The 16671-nt window shown below is 62.9% G+C and carries 16 protein-coding genes; 10 read left to right on the top strand and 6 right to left on the bottom strand.

Features of this window, described 5'->3' with window-relative positions; all coding sequences use genetic code 11:
• Positions 1-191: 191 nt before the first annotated feature.
• Positions 192-1436: an MFS transporter gene (locus NKI31_RS05335; protein ID WP_023683712.1), complete on the top strand. Its 1245-nt coding sequence runs from the start codon at positions 192-194 to the stop codon at positions 1434-1436.
• Positions 1437-1577: 141 nt separating this feature from the next.
• Entirely contained in the window at positions 1578-2492 is a 915-nt protein-coding gene (locus tag NKI31_RS05330) for an alpha/beta fold hydrolase (RefSeq protein WP_023683711.1), read from the top strand.
• A 98-nt stretch (positions 2493-2590) separates the two neighbouring features.
• Here NKI31_RS05330 and NKI31_RS05325 read toward each other — a convergent pair whose 3' ends face one another.
• Positions 2591-3433, bottom strand: a complete 843-nt coding sequence (locus tag NKI31_RS05325) for an alpha/beta fold hydrolase (RefSeq protein WP_155924133.1) — start codon at positions 3431-3433, stop codon at positions 2591-2593.
• 150 nt (positions 3434-3583) lie between these two features.
• On the opposite strand from NKI31_RS05325, the gene NKI31_RS05320 reads away from it, so the two are divergent.
• On the top strand, positions 3584-4015 hold the full coding sequence (locus NKI31_RS05320; RefSeq protein ID WP_023670043.1) for a MarR family winged helix-turn-helix transcriptional regulator: 432 nt from the start codon (positions 3584-3586) through the stop codon (positions 4013-4015).
• A gap of 22 nt (positions 4016-4037) precedes the next feature.
• Here NKI31_RS05320 and NKI31_RS05315 read toward each other — a convergent pair whose 3' ends face one another.
• From NKI31_RS05315 to NKI31_RS05300, 4 genes are all read right to left on the bottom strand, one after another.
• Positions 4038-4799 carry a glutamine amidotransferase gene (locus NKI31_RS05315; protein WP_023695801.1) on the bottom strand — a complete coding sequence of 254 codons (762 nt, stop codon included), beginning with the start codon at positions 4797-4799 and terminating at the stop codon, positions 4038-4040.
• Between the two features lie 79 nt (positions 4800-4878).
• The gene (locus NKI31_RS05310) at positions 4879-5880 is read right to left on the bottom strand and encodes a rhamnose ABC transporter substrate-binding protein (RefSeq protein WP_023695802.1); all 1002 of its coding nucleotides are present in this window, start codon (positions 5878-5880) and stop codon (positions 4879-4881) included.
• 46 nt (positions 5881-5926) lie between these two features.
• Positions 5927-6916 (bottom strand): ABC transporter permease, encoded by a 990-nt coding sequence (locus tag NKI31_RS05305; protein ID WP_352650709.1) that lies wholly within the window; start codon positions 6914-6916, stop codon positions 5927-5929.
• Positions 6913-9474, bottom strand: a complete 2562-nt coding sequence (locus tag NKI31_RS05300; protein ID WP_352650707.1) for an ATP-binding cassette domain-containing protein — start codon at positions 9472-9474, stop codon at positions 6913-6915. The genes NKI31_RS05305 and NKI31_RS05300 overlap by 4 nt, the downstream gene beginning before the upstream one ends.
• 242 nt (positions 9475-9716) lie before the next feature.
• Between NKI31_RS05300 and NKI31_RS05295 the strand changes: the two genes are divergently transcribed.
• From NKI31_RS05295 to NKI31_RS05265, 7 genes are all read left to right on the top strand, one after another.
• A complete protein-coding gene (locus NKI31_RS05295; RefSeq protein ID WP_352650705.1) occupies positions 9717-10949 on the top strand; it encodes an ROK family transcriptional regulator in 1233 nt (410 codons plus the stop codon).
• Positions 10950-11212: 263 nt separating this feature from the next.
• Complete coding sequence (locus tag NKI31_RS05290; protein WP_023686131.1) at positions 11213-11857, top strand: 50S ribosomal protein L25/general stress protein Ctc; 645 nt, start codon at positions 11213-11215, stop codon at positions 11855-11857.
• A 21-nt stretch (positions 11858-11878) separates the two neighbouring features.
• A complete protein-coding gene (gene pth / locus NKI31_RS05285; RefSeq protein WP_352650703.1) occupies positions 11879-12619 on the top strand; it encodes an aminoacyl-tRNA hydrolase in 741 nt (246 codons plus the stop codon).
• A 95-nt stretch (positions 12620-12714) separates the two neighbouring features.
• Positions 12715-13818 (top strand): redox-regulated ATPase YchF, encoded by a 1104-nt coding sequence (gene ychF / locus NKI31_RS05280; RefSeq protein ID WP_023701570.1) that lies wholly within the window; start codon positions 12715-12717, stop codon positions 13816-13818.
• Positions 13819-14029: 211 nt separating this feature from the next.
• On the top strand, positions 14030-15004 hold the full coding sequence (gene corA / locus NKI31_RS05275) for a magnesium/cobalt transporter CorA (protein WP_023695808.1): 975 nt from the start codon (positions 14030-14032) through the stop codon (positions 15002-15004).
• A 78-nt stretch (positions 15005-15082) separates the two neighbouring features.
• Positions 15083-15544: a MaoC family dehydratase gene (locus NKI31_RS05270; RefSeq protein ID WP_023683699.1), complete on the top strand. Its 462-nt coding sequence runs from the start codon at positions 15083-15085 to the stop codon at positions 15542-15544.
• The gene (locus NKI31_RS05265; RefSeq protein ID WP_023683698.1) at positions 15541-16005 is read left to right on the top strand and encodes a MaoC family dehydratase; all 465 of its coding nucleotides are present in this window, start codon (positions 15541-15543) and stop codon (positions 16003-16005) included. The genes NKI31_RS05270 and NKI31_RS05265 overlap by 4 nt, the downstream gene beginning before the upstream one ends.
• Positions 16006-16116: 111 nt before the next feature.
• On the opposite strand, the gene NKI31_RS05260 is transcribed toward NKI31_RS05265, so the two are convergent.
• Positions 16117-16662, bottom strand: coding sequence for an adenine phosphoribosyltransferase (locus NKI31_RS05260; RefSeq protein WP_013529989.1), 546 nt, complete (start codon positions 16660-16662; stop codon positions 16117-16119).
• Positions 16663-16671 lie beyond the last annotated feature (9 nt).

The following is a 16671-nucleotide window of genomic DNA, read 5'->3' as shown; positions in this document are numbered from 1 at the left end:
ACTTGCGAAACTATTGGACCAAACCACGAAAGAAGTCGCCTCGCAAGCGGCTTATAAGGCAGCCATCCCCAGGGCGCTCCGCAGGGGCGTCGCCCAAGCGCTTCAGACGAGCGTCCTTAAGGCGGTCCGCGGGAGCGGCCGCCAAGCCTGCCCGCGGGCAAACACCCGCCAAAAAGACCTCGGAGCCTGCCTTGACCGATACGACAGCCACCAGCATTGCACCGCAGCCAAGCGCCAGCCTCCCTTCAGCCCAGGCGACCGCCTTCACCGTCATTCTGGCGGTGAGCTTTTGCCACGGCATTAACGACATCATGCAATCGCTGCTGCCGGCGATCTATCCGCTGCTGAAAGAGAACTACGGTCTCGATTTCTGGCAGATCGGTCTTTTGACCTTCACCTTCCAGGTCACGGCGTCGCTGCTGCAGCCGGTCATCGGCATGATCACCGACAAGCGGCCAATGCCCTATTCGCTGCCCTACGGAATGGCGTCCTCGCTGATTGGCCTGATCGTGCTCGCCTATGCCGGCCACTATGCGCTGCTTCTGGTCGGCGCCTCGCTGATCGGCATCGGCTCGGCGATCTTCCATCCGGAATCCTCGCGCATTGCCCGCTTTGCCTCCGGCGGCCGCTTTGGCCTGGCGCAATCTTTGTTCCAGGTCGGCGGCAATTTCGGCCAGTCGATGGGGCCGTTGCTCGCTGCCTTCATCGTCGTGCCCTTCGGCCAGACCAGCATTTCATGGTTCGCCGTCGGTTCTCTGATCGGCATCATCGTTTTGTCGCGGGTCGGCGGCTGGTACAGCCGGATGCGCGCCGCGCAGGGCAATCGCAAGGCGGCAAGCTTCGTCTCGCCCTTCCCGCGCAAGAAAGTGATGGGTGCGCTCATCGTCCTGACGCTGCTGGTGCTGACCAAGAATGCCTACATCGCCTCGCTCTCCAGCTACTACACCTTCTATTCCATCCATAAGTTCGGCGTGTCGGTGCAGATGAGCCAGGTCATGCTGTTCCTGTTCCTCGGCGCCTCGGCGCTGGGCATCCTGCTCGGCGGACCGTTCGGCGACCGCTACGGCCAGAAGGCGATGATCTGGTTCTCGATCGTCGGCGTGCTGCCGTTCACGCTGGCGCTGCCCTACGCCAATTTCGAATGGACGATGGTGCTGACGGTGCTGATCGGCCTGATCCTGTCCTCGGCCTTCTCCAACATCGTCGTGTTTGCGCAGGAGTTGGTGCCGGGACGTGTCGGCACCATCGCCGGGATCTTCTTCGGCTTCGCCTTCGGCATGGGCGGCATTGCAGCCGCCGTGCTCGGCGTCGTCGCCGACTTGAAGGGCATCGATTTCGTCTTCCAGATCTGCTCGTATCTGCCGCTGCTCGGCCTGCTGACGGTGTTCCTGCCCAACATGAAGGAAGCCAGGAAGGCGCAAGCGGCGGCCAGATAAAACCGGTCGATTTTGCGGATTTGGCGCAGGGCGCGGCATTGCTGCGCCCTCTGTGATTCTTTCACCATGCGCTGGTTGAAAAGCCTGCTAGAGATAGTCATCAACGAAGGCTTGGGGCCTTCGACGTCTCTGGGGGATGACATGCGCAAGACCGTATTGGCCGTATTGGGTGTGCTTCTTGTTACCTTGCCGGCGACGGCACGCATCGTTCCTTTTCCGCCGGGTTTCAAGACGCAGTCCGTCGAAACCAACGGCACCAAACTCTATGTGCGCGTTGGCGGCAAGGGTCCCGCCGTCGTGATGCTGCACGGCTTTGCCGATACCGGAGACATGTGGGGCGCCGCGGCCATCGCCCTCGCAAAGGACCACACCGTCATCGTGCCGGACCTGCGCGGCATGGGTCTGTCGGCCCACCCGGAAGCGGGCTACGCCAAGAAGAACCAGGCCGTCGACATCGCCGGCGTGTTGGATGCCCTGAAGATCGACAAGGCAGATCTCGTCACCCACGACATCGGCAACATGGTCGGCTATGCGCTTGCCGCGCAATATCCCAAGCGCATCACCAAATGGGTCATCATCGATGCGCCGCTGCCCGGCATCGGCGATTGGGAAAAGATCAAGCAAAGCCCGCTGCTTTGGCACTTCAACTTCCGCGGCCCGGATATGGAGCGGCTGGTCGCAGGGCGCGAGCGCATCTATCTCGATCGCTTCTACAACGAACTGTCGGCAGACCCCAAGAAGATCGACGAGGCCACGCGCAAGCACTACGCCAGACTCTATGCCCGCCCGCATGCGATGCATGACGCTTTCGAGCAGTTCAAGGCGTTTGACCAGGACGCGATCGACAACCAGGCGATGCTCGCCGCCGGCGGCAAACTGACCATGCCGGTACTGGCTGTCGGCGGTGAAAAATCCGCTGGCACTACGCAGGCCGATCTCCTGCGGCTTGTTGCGACCGATGTCACGGGCGGCATCGTGCCCGCTTCCGGACACTGGATCATGGAGGAAAACCCCGACGACACCGTCAAACTGATCACTGGTTTTCTCGATAAATAGGCACTGTCCCGCTGACATTTCGACGAAAGCAAATGCACCCGCCCGGCGGCGGGTGCCTTGCCTATCCAACTGGACGATGTCTATTCAACTGAACGATTCTAGGCCTTGAAGAACGCCAGCAGGTCGACATTGATGACATCGGCATGGGTCGTCGCCATGCCGTGCGGGAAGCCCTTGTAGACCTTGAGCTCGCCCTTTTTGAGCAGCTTGACAGCCAGCAGCGCGGAGTCGGCGATCGGAACGATCTGGTCGTCGTCGCCATGCATCACCAGCACCGGCACGTCGATGGCCTTCAGATCGTCGGTGAAGTCGGTTTCCGAGAACGCCTTGATGCAATCGTAATGCGCCTTGGTGCCGCCCATCATGCCCTGGCGCCACCAATTCTCGACGACAGCCTGCGACACCTGGGCGCCGGGGCGGTTGAAGCCGTAGAACGGGCCGGCCGCAATATCGTGGAAAAACTGGGCGCGGTTGGCTGCCTGGGCGGAGCGGAAACCATCGAACACCTCGATCGGCAGGCCACCCGGATTGGCCGCCGTCTTCAGCATGATCGGCGGCACCGCGCCGAGCAGTGCGGCCTTGGCGACACGGCCACCGGAACCGTACTTCGCGACATAGCGGGCCACTTCGCCGCCACCGGTGGAATGGCCGACATGGATCGCGTCCTTGAGGTCGAGATGCGCCGCAAGCTCCGCGACATCAGCGGCGTAGGTGTCCATCTCGTTGCCGGTATCGGTCTGGGTGGAGCGGCCATGGCCGCGCCGGTCATGGGCAATGACGCGATAGCCCTTGGACAGGAAGAACAGCATCTGGGCGTCCCAGTCGTCGCTGCTCAGCGGCCAGCCGTGATGGAAGACGATGGGTTGTCCCGTTCCCCAATCCTTGTAGAAAATTTCGGTGCCGTCCTTGGTGGTGATCGTGCTGCTGCCGGGCTTGGTCATCTCGCTCTCCATTGATTGCTTCCGCGATAATCAATATCGCGATAACCATACGACTAGCGCAGGTCCAAATCCTTGTCTACAGAAAATATGTATCGCGATATCATTTTTCGTGGTACATATTGATGTGCTCAGTCGGCAAAGGAATGCCTCGTGCCTCTCCCGTTGGACAACCAGCTCTGCTTCACGCTTTACGCCACCAGCATGGCAATCAATCGCACCTACAAGCCCATGCTGGACGAGATGGGCATCACCTATCCGCAATATCTCGTGCTGAACGCACTTGCCGAAGCCGGCGGGATGTCGGTCGGCTCGATTGCGCACAGGCTCGCTTTGGAATCGAGCACCATCACGCCGCTGGTGAAGCGCATGGAACAGGCCGGTCTCGTCACCCGCCAGCGCAGCCAGACGGACGAGCGCCAAGTGCAGGTCGACCTGACGCCTGCCGGCCGCGCGCTGCTCGTCCAGTGCAACTGCCTCAACGAAACCCTGATCGAACGCTCGGGCATGACGATGGCTGATCTCGATGCCTTGAATCGGCGGATCCAAGCGCTGCGCGAAGCGTTGAGCAGCAAGCCGGACTAGCTGCCCTACAAACACGCCAGGCTTAATCCTTGCCGGCCAGCCAGCGCACGACGTTGCCCATCAGCTTGCCGTAGAGCGGCCATCCCAAAAAGTCCTGCGACAGCCAGTGTGGGCCGATGTCGGTCGCCCACGCGACGGTGCGGCCACGGCCATGCTCACGAACCGCAAGCAGCGGCCAGTCCGTGCCGCGATAATGGCAGGTCGCCAGAAGCTGGGACGAGCCGTCGCGCCTAAAATCGAGTTTGTTCATGCCGAGGATCGGCGGCAACGGACCCGCGACACCGGCAAGGATCGGATGCGACGCCTGAAGGATCGACGGCTGCAGGCCTTGCGGCACTTCCAGCCCGTCCGAGAATGGCAGGCAGCGCACGGGCAGCACGTCCTCGACCGGGGTGTCGTGGAAACGCGCCGTGCCGAACATGCCTTGGAACCCCATATAGCCGCCGGCCAGCATCAGCCCGCCGCCGCCTTCGACATAGGCCTTGAGGACGTCGAGGCGGTTGACGCCGATGCGCCCGGCGCGGGCCTCCGGCGTGACCAGCAAGGTCAGCGCGCCGACATCGGAGATCACCACCGCCTGGTATTCGGCCAGCGCGTCGAGGTCATACGGAAATTCGGCCGCACAGCGATCGCCACCGATCTGCGTCACCGCTATGCCCTCTGCGGCAAGGGCGGCATTGAAGGCCGTCGCGCCATTCACCCATGTCGCACTTGTCAGAACGTCGCCGCCGGCAGCGACCGACGTCGTCGCCGCGAAGGTCTCGCCTGCCAGCAAGAGTTTCATCGTCGCCCTCACGCTTTTCGACTGACAATTGAACGAGCGGGCGCCGGCTTGAACCGGCGCCCGCCGGGCCTTGGGAGGCTTAGAACTTAAACTCGGCCAGGTTTTCCGGCGTCACGATCTTGGCCGGGCCAAGGATCAGTTCGCCGCTGGCCCCGATCGTGTATTCGCCGAGCCTGCCCGCCGTGAACTTCTCACCTTCCTTGCCGGTGATCTTGCACTGCGCTAGCGCCTGGGCCGCCTGATAGGACAGGTAGCCGAGATCGGTGACATTCCACCAGATATCCTGGGCAGCGCCATCCTTGATGTATTTCGAAATCAAAGTGGCCGGCGCAAGGCCGGTCAGCTTGACCTTGCCGATCATACCGGCTTCCTCGAGTGCGCGCGCGGCCGCCGGAAGGCCTATGCCTGCCGGCACGATGATCACCTTGAGATCCGGAAACGCCTGCACCAGCGCCAAGGCCTGCTGCTGGTTGACCTGCTCGCTCTCCTCGCCATAGGCGACCTGCACCAGTTTCATCTTGGCGTATTTCGGCTCTGCCGCCATCTTCGCCTTCATGAAGTCGATCCAGGCGTTCTGGTTGGTCGCCGTCGGCGTCGACGACAGGATGGCGAACTCGCCTTCGCCGCCGCTGAGGTTGAATGCGCTTTCCAGCATCATTTCGGCCAGACTGTCGCCCTTCACCTGGTTCACGAACACCGCGCGCGCATCGGCCGCGACGTCGGAATCGTACGATATCACCCGGACGCCTTGCTGAACGGCGCGCTTCAGCGCAGGCGCAACCGCATTGGCGTCGTTGCCGGCGATAGCGATGACCCCGACCTTCTGCGACACAAGGCTGTTGATGAATTCGATCTGTGCCTCGGCCGTCGCCTGCGACGGGGCGACCTGGGTGGCGGTGCCGCCAATTTCCTTCGCAGCCTCCTCGGCGCCGCCGAAAGCCACCTTGAAGTAGGGATCGGTGTCGAGCTTGGGCAGGAAGCCGACCGTTACAGGTTCCTTGGCGCATTCCTGGCTGTATGCCAGCGAGGCCGGCGCAAGCAGAACCGCGGATGCGAGCAGGGCTATTCTAAACGCTTTCATTGTGTCTCCTCCGTCAGAATTCGGGCTTGAAGAAAGGGGCCCGAGATCACCCCTTGGTTTCGCGCAGGACGCGCGATCTTGACAGCCGCTCCTCCAGGGAGCGCCAGTAGTTGGAGACCAGCAGCGAGCCGATCAGGAGCAGGCCGATGATCATGCCTTGGGCGTCGCCGCCGATCTGGTTGAGCGCCAGCACGTTGCGGATGATGGCAATCAAGAGCAGCGCCAGCATGACGCCGGTGAGCCGCCCCTTGCCGCCAAAGACACTGACGCCGCCGAGCAGCACGATGGTGATGACGTCGAGCTCCATGCCGAGCGCATTGTTGGCGCGGGCATTGGAAAGGCGCGCGGTGTAGACGATGCCGGCGATGGCCGCGACGACACCGGAGACGACGAATAGCCTCAGCACCATCTTGCGCGTGTCGATGCCGGAATAGCGCGCCACTTCCGGACTGCCGCCGAGCGCGTAGATGCGCTTGCCGGTCGGCGTCTTCTGCAGCACCACCGCGAAGATCGGCGCCAGCAGCAGGAACGGCACGATGGTCCACGGGATTTGTGTGCCCGGCAGATTGCTGATGCCGAAATCGACAACCGCCGGCGGCAATATGTTGACCGAACCGGTGCCGAGCAGGATGTAGCCAATGCCCCGATACAGCGCCATGGTGCCGAGCGTCACCACCAGCGACTGCAACCCGAGGCCCGACACCAGATAGCCGTTGAAGGCGCCGAGCAGGCCGCCGAAGACGAGCGTCAGCGGAATGGCGGCCAGCGTGGGCACGCCAGCCTGGACAAGCAGGCCAAAAATCACGGATGTCAACGCCAGCACCGAGGCGATCGACAGGTCGATCTCGCGGGTGATGATGAGCAGCGTCATCGGCAGGATCAGCAACGCCTTTTCCGAGGCGCTCGCCGCCAGCTGAGAAAGGTTAAAGCCGGAAACGAAATTCGGCACGAAGACCGCCGTATAGATAAAGACGGCGAGGCAGGCGGTCGCCAGCAGCAGATCCCAGAAGTCGATCGAGCGGATAAACTTTCTCATCTCGCCCTCGCCTGTCTTGCCTGTTCGGCACGCCGCACGATGAAGGTGTCGATGCCGATGGCAACCAGGATCACCAGGCCATAGACGCCCTGCAGCCAGAGCGGGTCGACACGCACCAGCGTCAGCCCGTTCTTGATGACCAAGAGCGTGAGCGCGCCAAGGATGATGCCGAGCAGCGTGCCCGAGCCGCCGCGGATGGCGACGCCGCCGACCACCGCAGAGGCGATCACCGTGAGTTCGAAGCCGAGCGCGACGCGGGCATCGATGGTGGCGTAGCGCGAAGCCCACAGGGCGCCGCACAGGCCGCCTAGCAGGCCGGCCATGCCGAAGGCCAGCAGGATGCGCCGGTCGACCGGAATGCCGATCAGCCTTGCGCCGTCCGGGTTGGAACCGGTGGCAAACAGCTCGCGCCCGGTTGCGGTGCGATAGAGCAGCACATAGCCGGCGCACAGGATGACAATAGCGATGATGACGATCAGCGGCACGCCTGCGATCTTCAGCCCGGTCATGTCGAGCCAGGCTTGCGTGACTTCGTCGGCGCTGACCTGGTCGCCCGCCGCCCAGATCGAGTTGAAACCGCGGAAGATCGACATCGAAGCCAGCGTAACGACGATGGCCGGGATCTTTCCCCTGGTAACGACAAGGCCGTTGAGCAGTCCGGCAAAGCCGCCGACCGCGCAGGCGGTGATCAGGCCGATGCCGATGTCCAATCCGGGATAGGCCTGAACCATGCTGGCCGCCATATAGGCGGAGAGGCCGATCACAGCTGCGATCGACAGGTCGATGTTGCGGGTGATCAGCACCAGCATCTGCGCCAGTGCGGCGACAATCAGCAAGGCCGCGTCCATCGACACAGCGGTGAGGTTCGCCGCGCTCACCATGCGCGGGTTGATGATGGTGACCGGAATGGCGACGGCGAGCATCGCCGCAAGCAGGCCGAATTCCCGCCGCTTCAGAAAATCGAACGGTCCTTTTGCCTTTTCCTCCCGGGCCGCGCGTTCTATCTGCGCTGCCTGGCCGGCGCGTTCATCGGTCCTGGTCGCCGCTTCCAGTACTTTTTCCTGCGTGGCTTGCCCGCGCGAAAACTCGGCAGTCTGGCGGCCTTCGCGCAGCACGACAATGCGGTCGCACATGCCGATCAGCTCGGGCATCTCTGACGAGATCAAAAGGATTGCCATGCCTTGCGCGGCAAGGTCCGCGATCATTGCATGCACTTCCGCCTTGGTGCCGACATCGATGCCTTGCGTCGGCTCGTCGAGGATGAGCACGCGCGGCTCGGTGCGCAGCCATTTGGCCAGCACCACCTTCTGCTGGTTGCCGCCGGATAACTCTTTCACCGGCTGCCCATAACCGGAAAAGCGCAGCTTCATGCGCTTCAGCCAGTCCGCCACCAGACCGATGGCGCGGTCGGTGCCGTAGAGACCGCGTTGTGCGGCCTTGTCGAGAACAGGTAGCACCGCATTGTCGAGGATGGAGAAATCCATCACCAGGCTCTGGCCCATGCGATCTTCCGACACATAGGCGATGCGCGCATCCATGGCGTCGCGCGCCGAGGCGAACTGCACGGGCTTGCCGTCGATCAGGATTTCGCCGGCGTCGGGCCGGTCGATACCGAACAGCACGCGCGCAATCTCGGTGCGTCCGCTGCCGACCAGGCCGCCAAGCCCCAGCACCTCGCCGGCGTGAAGCTTGAGGTCGATACCGGCAAACCCGCCGGCGCGCGAAAGTCCCTTCGCCTCCAGCACCAGCGCGCCTGAGGCATGGCGCCGTTCGGGATAGAGGTCGGTGACTTCACGCCCGACCATCATGCTGATGGCGGCAGCGCGGCCAAGCTCGGCCTTCGGCTTGACGCCGATCAGGCGCCCGTCACGCAGCACGGCGATGCGGTCGGCGATGCGGAAGATTTCATCCATGCGGTGGCCGACGAACATCATCGCCACGCCATGCAGCCTGAGATCGGCAACGACGGAAAACAGCCGCTCGACCTCGCGCTGTGACAGCGCCGCCGTGGGCTCGTCCATGATCAGCACGCGGGCATCCAGCGACAGCGCGCGGGCGATCTCGACCAGTTGTTGTTCAGAGGTACGCAGTGTTCCCAGCCGCGTTGCCGCCGGCACGTCGAGCCCGACGGTAGCCAGCACCTTGCGGGCGCCGGTCAGCATGGCGGCATTGTCGATGCCGCCAAAGCGGTCGCGCGGCATGTGGCCGAGATAGATGTTCTCCGCCACCGACAGATCGGGAAACAGGCCAGGATGCTGGTGCATGACCGCAATGCCGGCCGCCTGCGCGTCATGCGGCGAATGGAAGACGGCTGATTTGCCGTCAACCTCGACATGACCGCTGGTGGGAGAATGCACACCGGCCAGAAGCTTCACGCAGGTGCTCTTGCCGGCGCCGTTTTCGCCAAGCAGCGCCAGCACCTCGCCGGAGCGCAATTCGAAGGAGGCGTCCTTGAGCGCAATCGTGCCGCCGAAAGCCTTCGTCGCCTGAACCAGGGCAACAGGAACAGCCCGCACCACCGCAGCGTCGGCTTCGCTTTGTGTGCCCGAGTGCAGCACGTCTCCTCCCTGACCAGTTATTTTTTCAATTTGCTATATTAAATAGCGCAAAGGCGCAACGGCAAAATTGACTTCCATGGCTCCGACGCGCACTGTCGCCGCCAACATAGGCACCGCAGGGTGCGCTCGGCCGCAGGTGGTTTGCGGGCTTCGCGCCGAGAACGGGACATTTGGGGAGTGTGCGGGTTTTGTCAGGGAAAGGCAGCAATTCTGTCAAAGTTCGGCACTATAATGAGCGTTTCGTGCTCGACGCCATCCGTCGCCTCAAGGAAGCCTCCAAGTCCGATCTGGCGCGCGCGGCAAGCCTGACGCCGGCGGCCGTCGCTGCCATCGTCGACGGCCTGGAATCTTCCGGATTCGTAAAGCAAGTGGGAAAAAGGTTCGGGCAGCGCGGTTCGCCCTCCACGCTGTACCGGCTGACGCCGGAGCGCGTCTACAGCGTCGGCATCAAGATCGGCCGGCGTGCGCTTGAAGCCGTTCTGGTCGACTTCGCCGGTGAAATCCGCGCAAGAGAGTCTCACGAATACCGCTTCCCCGATCCTGATTTGGTGCTGAAGGCCGGCAACATGGCGCTGGCCACCTTCGAAAAGCTGGTGGATGGGCTTGGCGAAGCCAGCATCGTCGGCGTCGGCATTGCCTCACCCTATTTCCTCGGCGGCTGGAGCGAGGAACTCGGCTTTCCCGACGATCTCGGCAGCCGCTGGGAGGCGATCGACCTGACGACATGCTTTGCCACTCCGGCGAAGACGCCGGTGTTCGTGGAAAACGACGCCACGTCGGCGGCGCTGGCCGAACTTGTCCAGGGCGCCGGCGCCCGCTTTCGCGATTTCATGCACATCTCGATCGACACTTTTGTCGGCGGCGGCCTGGTGCAAGGCGGCAGGGTCCATACCGGGCCGCATGGCAACAGCGCTGCCCTCGGACCCTTGCCGGTCTCGCCCTCAAGCCTCGATTCGGTGGCGGCGAAGCCTGCGCGCTACCAGAGCCTGCTGCATCGCGCCTCGATCTATGTGCTGGTCAATCACCTGAGGTCGCGCGGCGTGGTGATCAATCGTGTGCGGGAACTCGATCCGTTGCCACCCGAAGCGCGCGTGCCGCTGTTCGAATGGATCGACGATTGTGCGAGCGCGCTGGTCGAGGCGATCATCGCCATCACCTCCATCATCGACATCGAGGCCATCGTTCTCGACTCGATCCTGCCCAGGCCGATCCATCTCGAACTGCTGGCAAGGGTGCAGACCCAGTTCAACCAGGCCAGCGCAATCGGCATCGTGGCGCCGGAGATCGTGTCGGGGCAATTCGGCCCTGAGGCCTCCTCGATCGGCGCTGCCATGCTTCCGTTCTCGGCGCTGCTGGCGCCCGACAGCGGCGTGCTCATGATCGGCAAGGACCGGACGAAACTGCTGAGCGCTCTGTCCACGCTCGGTGGCGCCAAGGGAAACGGATCAAATCCGCCCACCGACCTGCCGGCCTGAGCGCAATGCGGCGCCCAACGCAGGCATCGGCCGCCCTTGCCCGCCATGGCTTGCACGCCTGCCCGCCTTCCGCTATAGAGCCGCCACCCGCGTAGACACCCTTGGAGGCAACGCGGCGGAAGGCTGCCTTCCCTTGTGATCCCGAACAAAGCTCCGCGTATGCGGTTTCTGGCATTCGGACATCCAGGCCTGGCGGCTTTCGACGTTTACGGTCCAGGCACACTGCCACCGCAAACGCTCCATAAAACGCGAAAGGAAATGCCATGAGCCACGATACTTACGAGCTCAAGGCCGAAGCGCGCGAACAGGTCGGTAAGGGGTCCGCCCGTGCAGTTCGCCGCAACGGTAAAGTGCCTGCAGTTATCTACGGCGACAGACAGCCTCCCCTGGCGATTGCGCTGAACTATAAGGACGTCTTCTACAAAATCCATGGCGGCGGGTTTTTGACCACGATCGCCACGATCGATGTCGACGGCAAGAAAATCCAGGTTCTGCCCAAGGATTTCCAGCTCGACCCGGTCAAGGATTTCCCGGTCCATGTCGACTTCCTGCGCATCGGCAAGGACACCGAGGTCAACGTCGACGTGCCTGTCCACTTCATCAATGAAGACAAGTCGCCCGGCATCAAGCGCGGCGGCGTGCTCAACATCGTGCGTCACGAAGTCGAGTTCCACTGCCCGGCCAATGCGATCCCGGAATTCATCACCGTCGATCTCACCGGCGCCGACATTGGCGATTCGATCCACATCTCGGCGGTTACCTTGCCGGCCGGCGTCAAGCCGGTGATCTCCGATCGCGACTTCACCATCGCGACCATTGCCGGCTCCTCGGCGATGAAGCCGGAGACGGAAGAGACGGCGGAAGCGGCAGCCCCCGAAGCGGCGGCTCCTGCTGCCGAAGAGAAGTAATTTTCGGGCCTGGAGTTCACGATGCTTGTCTTTGCAGGCCTCGGCAATCCGGGCGCGAAATACGCTGATAACCGGCACAATGTCGGCTTCATGGCGGCGGACGCAATTGCCCGCCGCCATTCGTTTTCGCCCTGGTCGAAGAAGTTCCAGGGCCTGATCGCCGAAGGCACGATTGCCGGCGAGAAGATTCTGCTGATCAAGCCGCAGACCTTCATGAACCTGTCGGGACAGGCGGTCGGCGAAGCCTTGCGCTTCTACAAGCTCGGCCCCGAGGCGCTGACCGTCTTCTATGACGAGATCGACCTGCCGGCCGGCAAATTGCGGGTCAAGGTCGGCGGCGGCGCCGGCGGCCACAACGGCATCCGCTCGCTCGACCAACATGTCGGCAAGAACTTTCGCCGCGTGCGCATCGGCGTCGGCCATCCCGGCGTCCGGGAAATGGTGCATGGCCATGTGCTCGGCGACTTCGCCAAGGCCGATCGCGAGTGGCTGGATGTGCTGCTCGACACCATCGCCGACGATGCCGGGCTGCTGGCCAAGGGCGACGACAGTTCCTTCATGAACCGCATTACTCTGGCCCTGCGTGACAAGCTGGTGCCGACCAGCGACGACGACCGGCCGCCGCCCAAGGCGCCGAAGGCTGAAGGTCCAAAGGCTCAAAGCCACATCCGCCAGGCACGGCCACAGCAGGCGGCGGCCAAGCTGCCGGAAAGCGGCCCTATGGCCGCCATGCTGAAGAAACTGTTCGGCAAGAAGGACTGAGCGTCGATAGGATCGGGACCGCGGGGCTTGACGTTGCTCACCCCTATCGCCCATAGCCCTCATCAAATTTCTAGTTTCCCGATAGGACCGGACACATGGGTTTCAAATGCGGCATCGTTGGCTTGCCCAACGTCGGCAAGTCGACGCTTTTCAACGCGTTGACCAGGACGGCGGCGGCGCAGGCCGCCAACTATCCGTTCTGCACCATCGAACCGAACACCGGCGAGGTGGCGGTGCCTGATCCGCGGCTGCAGAAGATCGCCGCGATCGCCAAGTCTAAGGAGATCATCCCGACCCGCATCTCCTTCGTCGACATTGCCGGCCTGGTGCGCGGCGCCTCCAAGGGCGAAGGGCTGGGCAACCAGTTCCTCGCCAACATCCGTGAGGTCGACGCCATCGTGCATGTGCTGCGCTGTTTCGAGGATGACGACATCACCCATGTCGAGGGCAAGATCGACCCTGTCGCCGACGCCGATACGGTCGAGACCGAGCTGATGCTCGCCGACCTCGACAGCCTCGAGCGCCGCATCGTGCAGATCCGCAAGCGCGCTGGCAGCAAGGACAAGGAAGCAACCACCGTGCTGCCGATGATGGAGGCCGCACTCGAGCTCCTCCAGGCCGGCAAGCCGACCCGCATCCTGCTCAACGGCATTTCAGCGGAAGACCTGCGCATCCTGCAGGGACTGAACCTCTTGACCTCGCACCCCGTGCTCTATGTATGCAACGTCGCCGAAGCCGACGCCGCCACCGGCAACGAGCACACCAAAGCCGTGGAAAAGATGGCGACCGCGCAAGGCGCCGGCACCGTGGTGATCTCGGCCGCGATCGAGGCCGAAGTCGCCCAGCTCTCCGACGAGGAAGAGATGGAGTTCCTGTCCTCGCTCGGCCTCGACGAGCCTGGCCTCAACAAGGTCATCCGCGCCGGCTACGATCTGTTGCATCTGATCACCTATTTCACCGCCGGGCCGAAGGAGACGCGCGCCTGGACGATCCACAAGGGCGACAAGGCCCCGCAGGCGGCCGGCGTCATCCACACCGATTTCGAGCGCGGCTTCATCCGCGCCCAGACCATCGCCTACAACGACTACATCACACTGGGCGGCGAAGTGGCGGCCAAGGAAGCCGGCAAGGCGCGCGACGAAGGCAAGGAATATGTCGTCCAGGACGGCGACGTCCTGCTGTTCAAGTTCAACACCTGAGACGCCGAGGCATCTCGCGGCTCGCGCGCTGACCGCGGCCGATCACAGCTGCGTCAAGTGGAGGAGCCAGCCTGCCGCTTCGCTTGACTGCCCTTGGCACCGGGTCTAAGGCCCTCTGCATCCGATTGGCCGTGGCCGTGGGAACTGCCGCGCGTGCAAGACCCATCGCTATCGAACGGAACCTCTTGGGCTCAACCAATGGAGAGCGGCGATGATCAAGGCCTTCGTCGTCGACAATGACCGCCTGCGCCCCGCCGACGATCTCGTGGCCAATGGCGATCACGTCGTCTGGGCCGACCTTCTCAACCCGACCAAGGAAGAAGAAACAGCGATCGAGACCTGGCTCGGCGTTGCCATCCCGACGCGCGAGGAGATGGAGGAGATCGAGATTTCGAGCCGCCTCTACATCGAGGACGGCGCCTACTTCATGACCGCCACCTTGCCGGCGCAGACCGAAATCGATGATCCCTTGATGTCACCGGTTACCTTTGTGCTTGCCGGCCCGAGACTGGTCACCATCCGCTATCATGAGCCGAAGGCGTTCAAGACCTTTCCCCTGCGCGCCGAGAAGGTGGCGACAGGCTGCACCACCGGCAACACCATCCTGATCGGCCTGCTGGAGGCGATCGTCGATCGCCTAGCCGATATTCTCGAACGCGCCGGCCGTGACATCGAGACGATCTCGCGCGATATCTTCGAAGCGCGGTCGACCAAGGTGAACAAGCGCAATCGCGACTTCCAGGAACTGCTCAAGGCCATAGGCCGCAAGGAGGACATTGCCTCCTCGATCCGCGACAGCCTTATCTCGCTGCAGCGCCTCACCGGCTTCCTTGCCCATGTCGCGACCCAGATCAAGATGAGCAAGGACGTCCGCGCCCGCATCAAGACAGTATCGCGCGACGTGCTGTCGCTCGCCGACCACGCCACCTTCCTGTCGCAGAAGATCTCGTTCCTGCTCGACGCGACGCTCGGCATGATCTCGATCGAGCAGAACGCCATAATCAAGATCTTCTCGGTCGCCGCCGTCATCTTCCTGCCGCCGACGCTGGTGGCTTCGATCTACGGCATGAATTTCGACGTCATCCCGGAGCTGAAATGGGAGCTCGGCTATCCCTTCGCCATCGGCCTGATGATCCTGTCGGCGATCCTGCCGTTCTGGTATTTCCGCCGCCGCGGCTGGTTGTAGGCCCAATAGAATTCGCTTGACCAAACGCCGCCCGGACGGCATCCGGATGCCCGGTGATCGTACAACCGGATTGGGATCATGACCGCAAAAAGCTGGGCCTACGAGGATTTCACCGAGGGCGCATCGATCGACCTCGGCGCCAAGCAGGTGAGTGCGGCCGAAATCATCGAATTCGCCACCGAATTCGACCCGCAGCCGATGCATCTCGACGAAGCCGCCGGCAAGGCCAGCATCCTTGGCGGCTTGGCCGCCTCCGGCTGGCACACCTGCGCGATCTTCATGCGCATGCTGTGCGACGCCTTCCTGCTCGACTCGACCGCGCAAGGCGCGCCCGGCATCGACCAGGTCAAATGGAAGAAGCCGGTGCTGGCCGGCGACACGCTGGCCGGCAGCACCAGTGTGCTCGCCAGGCGCCTGTCGAAGTCACGCCCAACACTCGGCCTCGTCACCTTGCGCAGCGAACTGTTCAACCAGCGCGGTGAAAGCGTCTTCGAACTTGAGAACACTGTCATGTTCTTGACCCGCGAGGCCGGCGCATGAGCCTCGACGCGTTCTTCCGCATCGGCGATACCATCAACCTCGGTTCGCACACATTCGAAGCCGAGGCGATCAAGGCGTTCGCCTGCAAATACGATCCACAGGTCTTTCATGTCGACGAGGAGGCGGCGAAGAAAAGCGTGTTCGGCCGCCTCTGCGCCTCAGGCTGGCACACCGCGGCCACCTGGATGAAGCTCAATCTCAAAAATCCTATGGACGCTTCTCAATGGACCGGACCCGGCCCGGTACCAGAATTCGGCCCCTCCCCCGGCTTCAGGAACCTGAAATGGCCAAAGCCGGTCTATGCCGGAGAAACCGTCACCTTCATGCGCACGGCCCTGTCCCACCGCCCGCTCGCCAATCGCCCCGGCTGGCGGCTGCTCGCGCTGCGCTCGGAAGGACTCGATTCTACGGGCGACAAGGTGCTGGAGTTCGACAGCGCGGTGCTGGTGAAGGCTGGGTAGTGAATGGTGAGTAGTGAGTAGTGAGTAGTGAGTAGTGAGTAGTGAGTATTCAATATCAGAGTGTGTGAGTAAGCCTAGCGCCTGTCATTGAACGCTGACATTCACTATTCACTAATGCCCCTCAAACCCGATCAACGTCCGCACCGGCACGCCCAGCGCTTCGAGCTTCGCCCGTCCGCCGAGATCCGGCAGGTCGATGACGAAGCACGCGGCAAGAATATCGGCGCCGATCTGCCTCAGCAACTTGACCGCCGCCTCCGCCGTGCCGCCGGTCGCGATCAGGTCGTCGACCAGGATCACCTTCTCGCCCGGCGCAACGCCGTCCTTGTGCATCTCCATCTCGTCCAGCCCGTATTCCAGGCTGTAGGCGACGCGTACCGTCTCGTAAGGCAGCTTGCCCTTCTTGCGGATCGGCACGAAGCCGGCCGAAAGCTGGTGCGCGACCGCACCGCCGAGGATGAAGCCACGCGCCTCGATGCCGGCGATCTTGTCGATCTTCTGGCCGGCATAGGGATGCACCAGCTCGTCGATGGCGCGGCGGAAGGCGCGCGCATTGCCGAGCAAAGTGGTGATGTCGCGAAACAGGATACCGGGCTTGGGGTAGTCCGGAATGGTGCGGATCGCGGCGAGCAGCGTGTCTTCGAGCGAGGATTTCATGGGTCGAGA

This window comes from Mesorhizobium sp. M0659, assembly GCF_040320605.1.
Classification (GTDB): domain Bacteria; phylum Pseudomonadota; class Alphaproteobacteria; order Rhizobiales; family Rhizobiaceae; genus Mesorhizobium.
Note: the sequence above shows the minus strand (reverse complement) of the source record. Positions and strands in the feature narration are given on the sequence as shown.

Bases quoted from the DNA above. Each gene is read 5' to 3' on its own strand.
- NKI31_RS05330 (WP_023683711.1), top strand. From the start codon at position 1,578: ATGCGCAAGACCGTATTGGCCGTATTGGGTGTGCTTCTTGTTACCTTG.
- NKI31_RS05325 (WP_155924133.1), bottom strand. From the start codon at position 3,433: ATGACCAAGCCCGGCAGCAGCACGATCACCACCAAGGACGGCACCGAA.
- NKI31_RS05315 (WP_023695801.1), bottom strand. From the start codon at position 4,799: ATGAAACTCTTGCTGGCAGGCGAGACCTTCGCGGCGACGACGTCGGTC.
- NKI31_RS05310 (WP_023695802.1), bottom strand. From the start codon at position 5,880: ATGAAAGCGTTTAGAATAGCCCTGCTCGCATCCGCGGTTCTGCTTGCG.
- NKI31_RS05305 (WP_352650709.1), bottom strand. From the start codon at position 6,916: ATGAGAAAGTTTATCCGCTCGATCGACTTCTGGGATCTGCTGCTGGCG.
- NKI31_RS05290 (WP_023686131.1), top strand. From the start codon at position 11,213: ATGAGCCACGATACTTACGAGCTCAAGGCCGAAGCGCGCGAACAGGTC.
- pth (WP_352650703.1), top strand. From the start codon at position 11,879: ATGCTTGTCTTTGCAGGCCTCGGCAATCCGGGCGCGAAATACGCTGAT.
- ychF (WP_023701570.1), top strand. From the start codon at position 12,715: ATGGGTTTCAAATGCGGCATCGTTGGCTTGCCCAACGTCGGCAAGTCG.
- corA (WP_023695808.1), top strand. From the start codon at position 14,030: ATGATCAAGGCCTTCGTCGTCGACAATGACCGCCTGCGCCCCGCCGAC.
- NKI31_RS05270 (WP_023683699.1), top strand. From the start codon at position 15,083: ATGACCGCAAAAAGCTGGGCCTACGAGGATTTCACCGAGGGCGCATCG.
- NKI31_RS05265 (WP_023683698.1), top strand. From the start codon at position 15,541: ATGAGCCTCGACGCGTTCTTCCGCATCGGCGATACCATCAACCTCGGT.
- NKI31_RS05260 (WP_013529989.1), bottom strand. From the start codon at position 16,662: ATGAAATCCTCGCTCGAAGACACGCTGCTCGCCGCGATCCGCACCATT.